The 12,087-nt window shown below is 67.8% G+C and carries 9 protein-coding genes; 6 read left to right on the top strand and 3 right to left on the bottom strand.

The window, feature by feature from the left end; all coding sequences use genetic code 11:
- Window positions 1–248 precede the first annotated feature (248 nt).
- Entirely contained in the window at window positions 249–692 is a 444-nt protein-coding gene (cadR, locus tag RTI28_RS03280; RefSeq protein WP_316919095.1) for a Cd(II)/Pb(II)-responsive transcriptional regulator, read from the bottom strand.
- An 84-nt stretch (window positions 693–776) separates the two neighbouring features.
- Here cadR and RTI28_RS03275 point away from each other — a divergent pair, with 84 nt between their 5' ends.
- The 6 genes from RTI28_RS03275 (at window position 777) to RTI28_RS03250 (ending at window position 9,347) form a co-directional block, all read left to right on the top strand.
- Window positions 777–3,065 (top strand): heavy metal translocating P-type ATPase, encoded by a 2,289-nt coding sequence (locus RTI28_RS03275; protein ID WP_316919094.1) that lies wholly within the window; start codon window positions 777–779, stop codon window positions 3,063–3,065.
- 8 nt (window positions 3,066–3,073) lie between these two features.
- Window positions 3,074–3,943, top strand: coding sequence for a LysR family transcriptional regulator (locus RTI28_RS03270; RefSeq protein WP_316919093.1), 870 nt, complete (start codon window positions 3,074–3,076; stop codon window positions 3,941–3,943).
- Between the two features lie 270 nt (window positions 3,944–4,213).
- Window positions 4,214–5,278, top strand: a complete 1,065-nt coding sequence (locus tag RTI28_RS03265) for a putative 2-aminoethylphosphonate ABC transporter ATP-binding protein (protein ID WP_316919092.1) — start codon at window positions 4,214–4,216, stop codon at window positions 5,276–5,278.
- Between the two features lies 1 nt (window position 5,279).
- On the top strand, window positions 5,280–7,004 hold the full coding sequence (locus RTI28_RS03260; protein ID WP_316919091.1) for a putative 2-aminoethylphosphonate ABC transporter permease subunit: 1,725 nt from the start codon (window positions 5,280–5,282) through the stop codon (window positions 7,002–7,004).
- 45 nt (window positions 7,005–7,049) lie between these two features.
- On the top strand, window positions 7,050–8,075 hold the full coding sequence (locus tag RTI28_RS03255) for a putative 2-aminoethylphosphonate ABC transporter substrate-binding protein (protein ID WP_316919090.1): 1,026 nt from the start codon (window positions 7,050–7,052) through the stop codon (window positions 8,073–8,075).
- A gap of 138 nt (window positions 8,076–8,213) precedes the next feature.
- On the top strand, window positions 8,214–9,347 hold the full coding sequence (locus RTI28_RS03250) for a TIGR03364 family FAD-dependent oxidoreductase (protein WP_316919089.1): 1,134 nt from the start codon (window positions 8,214–8,216) through the stop codon (window positions 9,345–9,347).
- Here the strand turns inward: RTI28_RS03250 and RTI28_RS03245 are convergent.
- Window positions 9,344–10,708 carry a GTPase/DUF3482 domain-containing protein gene (locus tag RTI28_RS03245; RefSeq protein WP_316919088.1) on the bottom strand — a complete coding sequence of 455 codons (1,365 nt, stop codon included), beginning with the start codon at window positions 10,706–10,708 and terminating at the stop codon, window positions 9,344–9,346. The two genes, RTI28_RS03250 and RTI28_RS03245, sit on opposite strands and share 4 nt — an antisense overlap.
- Window positions 10,701–12,080 carry a DUF2868 domain-containing protein gene (locus tag RTI28_RS03240; RefSeq protein ID WP_316919087.1) on the bottom strand — a complete coding sequence of 460 codons (1,380 nt, stop codon included), beginning with the start codon at window positions 12,078–12,080 and terminating at the stop codon, window positions 10,701–10,703. The genes RTI28_RS03245 and RTI28_RS03240 overlap by 8 nt, the downstream gene beginning before the upstream one ends.
- Between the last annotated feature and the right edge of the window lie 7 nt (window positions 12,081–12,087).

Genomic DNA, 12,087 nt, shown 5'->3' with positions numbered 1-12,087 from the left:
GCTCATTCAACTGTTCGGGCTTCGGGTCAGAGTGAGAGGTGGATGGCGACTATGCTCCCACACGTGCTCTAGGGCACCGCCGGCATCCAGTCTGCCATCCACCGCTCTCACACCTTGATTTTAAGAGGTCCTGAAGACACAAGCTGGCTTGTCGTGTGACGAACCACTGCGAAGGACCGCACTGCATTCGGGGACCGCTTTGCGGTCCTTCGCAGGCAAGCCAGCTCCTACAGAGACCGCGGTGATCTTCAGTGGCCGTGGCTTCTGCCTACATGCGAATGCTCCGCCTCCGGCACCGACACGGCCCCATTCACCTCCAATCTCTCCAGAATCGCGCAATGCGCGCCCTCCGCACTGCAGCGCCGGCGCAACTCCACCAGTTGTTCCTGCAACGCCAGCAACCCGTCGATCCGCGCCTGCACATGCTCGATATGCTCGTCGACCAGCGCATTGACGCTCTCGCACTGGTCCTGCGGGCTGTCGCGCAACTTCAGCAGGCTGCGGATTTCCTCCAGGGTCATGTCCAGCGTGCGGCAGTTGCGGATGAAGGTCAGGCGCTCGACATGGGCCTGGGTGTAGACCCGGTAGTTGCCCTCGCTGCGTGCCGGTTCCGGCAGCAGGTTCTCCCGCTCGTAGTAACGGATGGTCTCCACCGCACAGTCAGTGGCCTTGGCCAGTTCGCCGATCTTCATCTGGAAACCCCTCGTCGGATTGCTTGACCCTATAGTGGCTACAGGGTGTTCACTTGGCAACAGGACCTTTAGGGATGAACCCTCATGAATCGACCTGTCAGCTTCGACCCGCACAAAGCCCCGCACGATCACGACCATAGCCATCACGCTCACGCCAGCGAGCAGGCCCATGGCTGTTGCGCGCCCAAGCCGCAAGCCCACGACCATGGCCATGGCTGCTGTTCCGCCGCCGAGGCGCCGGCCCTGGTGCAATTGCGCGAAAGCGCCAGTGCCGATGCCCAGCTCAGCCGTTTCCGCATCGAGGCCATGGATTGCCCGACGGAGCAGACGCTGATCCAGAACAAGCTGGGCAAGCTCGCCGGCGTCGAGCAGCTGGAATTCAACCTGATCAACCGCATCCTCGGCGTGCGCCACACCCTGGGCAACACCCGCGGCATCGTCGAGGCCATTGCATCCCTAGGCATGCAGGCCGAGCCGCTGGCCGACGATGCCCCGGAGAAGGCCGCGCCGCCGGCGAAGAAATCCTGGTGGCCGCTGGCGCTGTCCGGGGTGGCCGCGCTGGTCGCGGAGATCGTCCACTTCAGCGCTGCCGCGCCGGAGTGGGTGGTGGCGGTGCTGGCCCTGGCGGCGATCCTCGGCTGCGGCCTGGGTACCTACAAGAAGGGCTGGATCGCCCTGAAGAACCGCAACCTGAACATCAACGCGCTGATGAGCATCGCCGTGACCGGTGCCGTGCTGATCGGCCAGTGGCCGGAAGCGGCCATGGTGATGGTGCTGTTCACCCTCGCCGAGGTGATCGAGGCGCGTTCGCTGGACCGGGCGCGCAATGCCATTGGCGGGCTGATGCAACTGAGTCCGGATGTCGCCACGGTGCAGCAGACTGACGGCGAGTGGCGCGAGGTCGAGGTTACCCAGGTGGCATTGGGCGCGCTGGTGCGTCTGCGGCCGGGCGAGCGGGTCGGTCTCGATGGCGAGGTGATCAGCGGCCAGTCCACCCTCGACCAGGCGCCGATCACCGGCGAAAGCCTGCCGGTGGAGAAAGGCCCGGGCGACAAGGTGTTCGCCGGCACCATCAACCAGTCCGGCGCGCTGGAATATCGGGTCACCGCCGCGGCGGGCGAATCCACCCTGTCGCGGATCATCCGCGCGGTGGAGGAAGCCCAGGGCGCGCGGGCGCCGACCCAGCGTTTCGTCGACCAGTTCTCGCGCATCTACACCCCGGCGGTGTTCGCCTTTGCCCTGGCGGTGGCGGTGATTCCGCCGCTGTTCATGGCCGGCGCCTGGTTCGACTGGATCTACCGCGCCCTGGTCCTGCTGGTGGTGGCGTGCCCCTGCGCGCTGGTGATCTCCACCCCGGTGACCATCGTCAGCGGCCTCGCCGCGGCGGCGCGCAAAGGCATCCTGATCAAGGGCGGCGTGTACCTGGAGGGTGGGCGCAAGCTTGATTTCATTGCCCTCGACAAGACCGGCACCCTGACCCATGGCAAGCCGGTGCAGACCGATATCGAGGTGCTCGATCCGCTGTTCGCCGAGCGCGCCCAGCGCATCGCCGCCAGCCTTGGCGGGCGCTCCGATCACCCGGTCTCGCTGGCGATTGCCCGCAAGGGCAAGGAGCAGGGCCTCGGCGTCGACGCGGTGGACAACTTCCAGGCGCTGATGGGCCGCGGTGTCAGCGGCGAGGTGGACGGCGTGCTCTACCACCTGGGCAATCACCGCCTGGTAGAAGAACAGGGCCTGTGCTCGCCGCAGCTGGAAGCAAAACTCGACGCGCTGGAGCGCCAGGGCAAGACCGTGGTCCTGCTGCTCGACGCTTCCGGCCCGCTGGCGCTGTTCGCCGTGGCCGACACGGTCAAGCAGACCAGCCGCGAAGCCATCGCCGAACTGCACGAACTGGGCATCCGCACGCTCATGCTCACCGGCGACAACCCGCACACCGCCGAGGCCATCGCGGCCCAGGTCGGTATCGACGAGGCCCGTGGCAACCTGCTGCCGGCGGACAAGCTGGCGGCGATCGAGGCGCTCTATGCCAAGGGGCACCGGGTCGGCATGGTCGGTGACGGGATCAACGATGCCCCGGCGCTGGCCCGCAGCGAGATCGGCTTCGCCATGGCCGCGGCCGGCACCGATACCGCCATCGAGACCGCCGACGTCGCCCTGATGGACGACGACTTGCGCAAAATCCCGGCCTTCGTCAGGCTCTCGCGGCAAAGCGCGGCGATCCTGGTGCAGAACATCGTTCTGGCCCTGGGCATCAAGGCGATCTTCCTGGCGATCACCTTTGCCGGCATGGCGACCATGTGGATGGCGGTGTTCGCCGATATGGGCGTCAGCCTGCTGGTGGTCTTCAACGGCCTGCGTCTGCTGAGAAAGTAAGGGGTTTCATGCTGAGTTCCGAGTTGAAGGCGTTTCACATGGTGGCCCGCCTGGGCAGCATCACCCTGGCCGCGAAGAAGCTCGGACTCAGTCAGCCCACGGTGACCACGCAGATCCGCAACCTGGAAAGCCACTACGGCGTCGAGCTGTTCTACCGTGGCGGGCGTCGCCTGGCCTTGAGCGAGGACGGCGCGCGCCTGCTGCCGATGGTACGCACCCTGCTGCAGCAGGAGGCCGATATCGAATTCTTCCTGCGCAACAGCGGCCTGGGGCAGGGCACCTTGCGGGTGGCGGCGACCGCGCCGTACTACATCCTCGATCTGGTGAAGATCTTCCGCGAGCGTCTGCCGCAGGTGGAGGTGTCGGTGGAAATCGGCAACTCGCAGCAGGTGCTGGAGCTGCTCGAGGACTACCGGGTGGATGTGGCGGCGTCCTCGCAGTTGCTGGAGGACACCCGCCTGGTGCGCTGCGTGCTCGGCAGCGATCCGCTGGTGGTGGCGGTGCACCGCAGCCATCCGCTGGCGGCGCGGGAGTCGGTGCCGCTGACGGCGCTGAGCGGGCATTGCCTGCTGATGCGCGAACAGGGCTCGACCACGCGCAAGCTGACCGAGCAGATGCTGGCGGGGGCCGGGGTCAGGGTCGGGGCGCTGCTGGAGATCGGCAGTCGCGAGTCGATCCGCGAGGCGGTGCTGCGCAATATCGGCATCAGCATCATTGCCCGGCATGAAGTGCCGCATAACCCGGCGTTGCGGGTGCTGAGCCTGGAGGGCGCGCCGGTGATGCACGAGTACCTGTACTGCCTGAAGGAGCGGCGCCAGGCGCGCTTGCCGGCGGCGTTCCTGGGGGTGGCGCAGGAGATGTCGGCGCTCGATTCCTGAGGTAGACGCGGTCGGTGTGGGAGCGGATTTATCCGCGATCGGGCGCGAAGCGGCCGTAAACCTGCCTCTGCGGTGTGTCAGGCAAACTCGGGACTCAGGATTTACGACGGCTGCGCCGCCGATCGCGGATGAATCCGCTCCCACAGGGTTCTGTGCGCCAGCGCCAACAAAAATCCGCCAATACCACTATCGGCAGCTTTTGCCTTACCGCCACGGAACCTTCGCAAAGCGCTCCTAGCATGACCTCCACTAGCTCGGTGAGGTCCTGTCATGCACAACACGCACGCAAATCCCGGCGCACATCTGCGCGTTCGCGGTATCCACAAACGCTTCGGCGCCTTCACGGCCCTGCACGACGTCTCCCTCGATGTCGCCGCCGGTGAGCTGGTCTGCCTGCTCGGACCCTCCGGCTGCGGCAAGACCACCCTGCTGCGCTGCATCGCCGGCCTCGAACGCCAGGACCGCGGCGAACTGAGCATCGGCGAGCGCGACATCTCCACCCTGCCGCCGCAAGCCCGTGACTACGGCATCCTGTTCCAGTCCTACGCGCTGTTCCCCAACCTCACCGTCGAGGCCAACATCGCCTACGGCCTGGCCGGCGCCGGCCGCAACGAGGTGCGCCAGCGCGTCGGCGACATGCTCGACCTGGTCGGTCTGACCGGCAGCGAAAAGAAATACCCCGGCCAGCTCTCCGGCGGCCAGCAACAGCGCGTCGCCCTGGCCCGTGCCCTGGCCCCGGCGCCGTCGCTGCTGCTGCTCGACGAGCCGATGTCGGCCCTCGACGCCCGGGTCCGCGAGCATCTGTGCACGGAACTGCGCCAGCTGCAGCGCCAGCTGGGCATCACCACCCTGATGGTCACCCACAACCAGGACGAAGCCATGCTGATGGCCGACCGCATCGCCGTGATGAACAACGGCCAGGTCGAGCAGTACGCCACCGCCCAGCAGATCTACGACAAGCCGGCGACGCCCTTCGTCGCCGAATTCATCGGCCAGGGCAACTGGCTGCCGTTCCAGCGCTGCAGCGACAGCCACGCCCAGGTCGGCGCGCTGAACCTGCGCCTGGCCCCGGGGGCCCGAGCCGCTGGCAACGGACGGCTGTTCTGCCGCCCGGAATCGATCAGCATCAACCCGCTGGTGCATGAAGAAAACCTGTTCCCGGCGCGTCTGCGCGAGATCACCTTCCTCGGCAATCGCTGCCGCATGAGCTTTGAACTGCACCAGTTGCCGGGCCATGCCCTGCTCGCCGAAGTCGCGCCGGAGGCCATGCCGAGCCTGGGCTCGCAGGATATCTGGGTGGCCCTGCCGCCGCGTGCCCTCCAGGTGTTCGCCTGACATGGCCGCGCCAATCACCCTGCCGATCGCACCCGCGAAGGCAAGATCGCGAGCCGGCGTCGCCCTGGGTGATCGTCTGTTCGTGGTCGGCGGCAAATGGCTGCTGCTGATGTTCCTGGTGGTCTCGGTGTTGCTGCCGTTGCTGGCGATCTTCTGGCGCGGCTTCAGCAGCGAAGCCGGTCAGGGCGGTGGCTGGGTCGCGGCCGGCGAGCTGCTGGCCAGTGCGAACTTCCACTGGCTGCTGGGCAACAGCCTCAAGGTTGCGCTCAGCGTCGCTGCCATCGTCGTGCCGCTGGCCTACCTGTTCGCCTACGCCCTGCAACGCACGCTGATTCCCGGCAAGCGCCTGTGGCGCGGGATTTCCCTGCTGCCGCTGCTAGCGCCGTCGATGCTGCCGGCCATCGCCCTGGTCTATCTGTTCGGCAACCAGGGCCTGCTGCGCGGGCTGCTTGCCGACAACATCTATGGTTTCTGGGGCATCGTCCTCGGCGAGGCGATCTACACCTTCCCGCATGCCCTGATGATTCTCCTTTCCGCCCTGTCCCTGGCCGACGCGCGGCTGTTCGACGCGGCGTCGAGCATGGGTGCCGGCCCATGGCGCGCCTTCCGCAGCATCACCTGGCCGGCGACGCGCCAGGCCGTGTTCGCGGCGTTCTGCCTGGTGTTCACCCTGACCATCACCGACTTCGGCGTGCCGGTAGTGGTCGGTGGCGACTACCAGGTACTGGCGCTGGAAGCCTACAAGGCCGTGGTCGGCCAGCAGCAGTTCGGTCGCGGTGCGCTGATCGGCATGGTTCTGCTGGTTCCGGCGCTGCTCAGCTTCGCCGTCGATGCCTGGCTGCGCCGCCGCCAGGGCGACGCCATGAGCGGCCGCGCCCAGGTCTTCGAACCGCAGGTCTCGCGCCGTCGCGACGCCTGGTTCCTGGCCGTCGTACTGGTCGTCTGCGCCGTGCTCCTGCTGGTGGTTGGCATGGCGGTGTACTCGTCGCTGGTGAAGTTCTGGCCGTACAACCTGTCGCTGTCGTTCAGGCACTACCAGTTCGACGAGACCGCCGGCGGCGGCTGGCTGGCCTACCGCAACAGCCTGACCATGGCCGTGGGCACCGCGCTGATCGGCAGCGTGGCGATCTTCAGCGGCGCCTACCTGATGGAAAAGACCCGCGGCCAGCGCAGCCTCAACCTGCTGTTGCGCCTGCTCAGCTTCGTGCCGATGGCGGTGCCGGGGCTGGTGCTCGGTCTGGGCTACGTCTTCTTCTTCAACCTGCCGGGCAACCCGCTGCATGTGTTCTACGGCAGCATGGCGCTGCTGGTGGTGTGCACCGTCGCCCATTACCTGACCACCGCGCAGATGACCGCGACCACCGCCCTGCGCCAGCTCGACGGCGAGTTCGAAGCCGCTGCGCTGTCGCTCAAGGCGCCGCTGTACCGGCACTTCCTGCGGGTCACCGTGCCGATCTGCCTGCCGGCGTTGCTGGACATCGTCCGCTACCTGTTCGTCTCGGCGATGACCACGGTGTCGGCGGCGATCTTCCTCTACAGCCCGGACACCATCCTCGCCGCCGTGGCCGTGCTGAACATGGACGACGCCGGCAACGTCGGCGGAGCTGCCGCCATGTCGACCCTGATCCTGTTCACCAGTGCCGGCGTTTCGCTGCTGCTGGCCTGGGCCTCCCGCGGCCTGCTCAAGCGTTCCCAGGCCTGGCGCCAGCGTGCGCCGGCTCATTGATTGCGCCACCCAACCTGACCAACGTCCCTTCAAAGGAACCCCATCATGTTCAAGCCACTCGCTCTTGCCGCTGCCGTCCTCGGCGCGTTCAGCCTGCAGGCCAGCGCCGCCCAGACCCAGCTGACGGTCTATACCGCGCTGGAAGCCGAACAGCTGAAGAGCTACAAGCAGGCGTTCGAAAAGGCCAACCCGGATATCGAGATCAAGTGGGTGCGTGACTCCACCGGGATCATCACCGCCAAGCTGCTGGCCGAGAAGGAGCGTCCGCAGGCCGACGCGGTCTGGGGCCTGGCGGCGTCCAGCCTGGCGATCCTCGACCAGCAGGGCATGCTGCAAGGCTATGCGCCGAAGGACCTGGGCAAGATCGGTGGCAACTACCGCGACCCTGCCAACCCGCCGGCCTGGGTCGGCATGGACGTGTGGGCCGCGACCATCTGCTTCAACACCGTCGAAGCCGAGAAGCAGGGCCTGAGCAAGCCGGTGAGCTGGCAGGACCTGACCAGGCCTGAATACAAGGGCAAGATCGTCATGCCCAACCCGGCGTCGTCGGGTACCGGCTTCCTCGATGTCAGCGCCTGGCTGCAGACCTTCGGCGAGCCGCAGGGCTGGGCCTACATGGATGCCCTGCACCAGAACATCGGCCAGTACGTCCATTCCGGTTCCAAGCCGTGCAAGCTGGCCGCTGCCGGTGAGTTCCCGATCGGTATCTCCTTCGAGTACCCGGCCGTGCAGCTCAAGCGCCAGGGCGCGCCGCTGGACATCGTCCTGCCGAAGGAAGGCCTGGGCTGGGAGATCGAAGCCACTGCGGTGATCAAGGGCACTCCGCATGAAGACGCGGCCAAGCGCCTGGCCGACTTCTCCGCCAGCTCGGCGGCGATGGAGCTGTACAAGGAAAACTTCGCCGTGCTGGCCCAGCCGGGTATTGCCAAACCGCAGACCGAATTGCCGGCGGACTATGAGCAGCGCCTGATCAAGAACGACTTCGCCTGGGCCTCGAAGAACCGTGACGAGATTTTGAGCGAATGGCGCAAGCGCTATGACGGCAAGTCGGAGAAGGTGGCGCAGCAGTAAGACAAAAGCGGGGACCGCTTTGCGGTCCTTCGCGGGCAAGCCACGCTCCTACGAAAGTAGATCGCGATAATCCCCGTAGGAGCGTGGCTTGCCCGCGAAGGCCTGCAAAGCAGGCCCAAAACGTGAAGGACCCCAGAAATGACCGATTTCCTCATCATCGGCGCCGGCATCCTCGGCCTGTCCCACGCCTACGCCGCCGCCCGGCGTGGCCTGCGGGTCAAGGTCTTCGAGCGCAGCGCCACCCCGCTCGGCGCCTCGGTACGCAACTTCGGCCAGGCCCTGATCAGCGGCCAGCCCCCTGGCCCGATGCTCGACCTGGCGCGCGCCAGCCGCCCGCTGTGGGCGCACTGGGCGGAAACCGCCGGCTTCTCGATCAAACGCAACGGCTCGCTACTGTTGGCCCGCACCGACCAGGAGCGCGACCTGCTGGAAGCCTTCTGCAGCAGCCGCGCCGTCGAACACGGCTACCCCGCGCGCCTGCTCGAAGGCGAAGACCTGCGCGTCCTGTACGACGGCCGCTTCGCCCATCACCGCGCGGCCCTGCACGGCCTCGACGACCAGCAGGTGTTCTCCCGCGAAGCCCTGCCCAGCCTGATCGACTGGCTGCGGGACAAGATGGGCGTGGAGTTCCACTTCTCCACCCTGGTCCGCGGCATCGAACCGGGCCATCTGGACACCACCCAGGGCCGCTTCGCCGGCACGCAGATCGTGGTCTGTTCCGGGCACGACTACCAGACCCTGCTGGCCGAACCGATCGCCGCGCTGCAGCCGCAGGTCTGCCGCCTGCAGATGCTCCGCGCGCGTCCGCGTTTCCCGCTGGACCTGCAGCATGCCCTGCTCACCGGCCTGAGCTGCCTGCACTACGGCGCCTACGCCGACCTGCCGCAGGCGCTCGCCCTGCGCGAGCGGGTCGCGGCCCACAGCCCGCATCTGCTGGAGCACGGCATTCACCTGCTGATCAGCCCGACGCCGTATGGCGAACTGATCATTGGCGACTCCCATGCCTATGGCAGCGATGCCTCGCCGTTCAATGCCGAGCAGGTGGACGAGTGGATGATCGAGCTGGCCGAGCACACCCTGGGCGGGCGCATCCAGGTGCTCGAGCGCTGGCAGGGGGTGTATGGCTCGGGTGGTCCGGGGCCGTTCTCGCTGTTGCCGGTGGCGCCGGGGATCAGCGCCGCGCTGATGCACACCGGCGTCGGCATGAGTGTCGGTCCGGCGCTGGCGGAGCGGCATGTGGCGCGGTTGTTGGGGGAGGGGGGGCTGGCCTAGATTTCCTCGACCAGCTCGTCGATCTGCTCCAGCCGCTCCGCCTGGCTCAACCTCGCCCCCGGGTTCAGCGAAGACCATTGCGGATGCGCCCGCGCCTTGCTCAATGCCGCCGGCAGCTTGCCGTCGCGCCACATCTGATCCGGCGGATTCTCCAGCCGGATCCGCTTCATCGCCGCATGCCCCCGCGTATCCAGCGCCTGCAGCAACTGCCGCTGGCGCACCGCGAGCAAGCGCAGCACCGCATCGTCCACGGTCAGTTCCTGCTGCCCCTTGAGCTTGCCCATCAAGCGCGCGCCATAGCTGCGCGCGGTCCCCAGCGCACCGCCGGCAATGGCCCCGGCAAGTGCCGCGACGCCCAGGGTCAGGCCGCCGACCATCAGGTCGATGCCAGCCCCCGCCGCCGCGCCGGCCATGGCCCCGCCTCCCAGGCGAATACCCAGCAGCTTCAGGGTTTCCGGATTGAACAGGTCATCGCCCCAGCGCCCGTCCAGCAAGGGCAGGTCGCCGGCATTGGCGTCCTCACGCCGGAACGCATACAGCTTGAGCAGCGCCTCGACACAGCGCTGCTCGCGCTGGCGTATGGCATCGCGCAACTCGGCGATGGCCGTGGCTTCCTCCTCTGGCCTGGCCACCACGCTGCGTCGGCAGGCCGCGCAGTCCAGCAGCAACTCGGCGATCAGGCGCTTGCCGCTGTGCTGGCGAACCTGACGCTGCACCTGCTGGTCATCGATCAGCCGTTGCAGGGCCGGGCGGGCGTTTTCCAGCATCAGTTGCAGGCTTTGGTACAGGCGCCGCTCGCCATCTTCCGGCGGCGCGACGCTGTCGAAGCGCACCAGCGCATGCAGGCCGAGGCGGGCCAGGGCTTCGCGCCAGTCCGGCTCGCGATGATCGCTGCTGGCGACGAAGTTGAGCACTGGCAGCAACGGCTTGCCGCAGCCAGCGAGGACTTCCAGCTCGTCGCGGTACTTGGCCAACACCGGCTCGCGGGCATCGATCACGTAGAGCCCGGCATCGCTGGCCATCAACTGCCGCACCACCTTGGCTTCCTGTTCGAAACGCTGGCGCGCCTCGCTGCTCTGCAGGAAGCGTTCGAGGCGTGCCGGGCCGTCGAGGCGCTCGCCTGGTCGCTCCAGGCGTTCGAGGTAATCGAGCAGGGCGATGGCGTCTTCCAGGCCCGGCGTGTCGTACAGCTCCAGCAGCGGCTGGCCGTCCACCGACAGTCGCGCGCCTTCCACGTGGCGGGTGGTGCTGGGGCGATGGGAGACCTCGCCGAAGCCGACGTCGCGGGTCAGGGTGCGCAGCAGCGAGGTCTTGCCGACGTTGGTGTGGCCGACCACGGCCAGTTTCAGGGCATCAGTCATGACCATGCTCCAGCCAGTGGATCGGCGAGCTGTCGGCGTAGGGCAGGGCCAGTTGCTCCAGGGCCTGGTGCCAGTCACCGAGGCGCTCGGCATCCAGGGCCTGGCCCGGCGCTGGCAGCATCAGCCAGATCCGCGTGGCCGCCGCGCTGCGCGCCAGTTCGGCGAGCAGCGCGAGGCTACCGCGATCCGGCGAGCGCCGCGGGTCGCAGGCGATGGCCAGGCGCGCGGGCGGGTAGTGACTCAGTTGCTCCAGCAGGCGGCGGCGCGATTCGCGGCTGTCGAGCACGCCGGCATCGGTCACCGAGGCCGGCAGCGCGGGCGGCCAGGGGCGCTGGTCATCCAGTTCCAGGCCGACCAGCAACGCACCTTCGTGCTGCACATCGTCGTGACCGCGCGGGATCTGCGGCAGTTGCTCCGGCGCGGCATCGTTGACCCCGAGGCGCTCGCTGCTGGGCATCAGCGCTTCACGCAGGCCGCTGTAGCCGGGCAGTTTCAGGTCCAGTGCCAGCCGCGCGCGGCCGCGGCGCCAGCGCCACAGGCACAGCGCCGCCAGCAACAGGCGCGGCAGGATGCCGTACACCACCAGCACCCCCAGTAGCCAGCCGGCCCAGGCCTGGCGGCCGAGGTCGAGGGTCGGCTGGGTGTCGCCGCTGGCGCGGATCATCGCCACGTCCGGGGTGTTGAAACCGAGCAGTGACGGCAGGCCGCCGAGGGTCTGGGTCAGGCTGACGAAGGTGTCTGCCTGGAGCAGGGTGGTTTCCCAGACGAAGCCGTAGCGGCGGGTCGACAGCAGCATCAGCAGCACGACCAGGGCGCTGCCCAGCGCCAGCAACCACAGGCCGTGGACCAGAGTGCCGAGCAGCCAGCGAGTCAGGCGCTGGCGCTGCAGCAGCACCAGCAGCGCGGGCGCCAGGTGCACGCTCTTGGCATCGCCGGCGAATTTCTCGCTGAGCCACAGCCACAGGCGACCGAGGCTGGCCCCTTGGTCGCCGGCCAGGGCCAGTCCGGCGGCCCAGCCCAGGAGCAGGAGCAGGTCCAGGCCGAGCAGGCTGCCCAGGGCCCAGAACACATTGACCGGGCGTTGCCCGTCGCCGAGGGCGGCGAAGGCCAGGCCGGCGCCGCTGAACACGGCCAGCACCAGCAGCACCAGCAGCGCCAGGCGCGCGCCGCGCTTGTAGTGGTCGAGGGCCTGGCGCAGGCCGTCGCGTTCGGCCAGCCACAGCGCGCGGCTTTCGATGCGTTGCGCCAGGTCGCCGCCGTGCTGGCGGGCGCGGCGGTTGGCTTCCTGGTCGTCCAGGGGGCCGGTGTGTTCTTCGCGCAGGCGTACCGCTTCGCTCAGCCAGCGTTTGTCCAGGTCGGTCAGTCCAGTCACGTACAGC

It is taken from the genome of Pseudomonas sp. zfem002, assembly GCF_032621685.1.
GTDB lineage: Bacteria > Pseudomonadota > Gammaproteobacteria > Pseudomonadales > Pseudomonadaceae > Aquipseudomonas > Aquipseudomonas japonica.
This window is presented reverse-complemented; position numbering and strand designations above follow the sequence as displayed.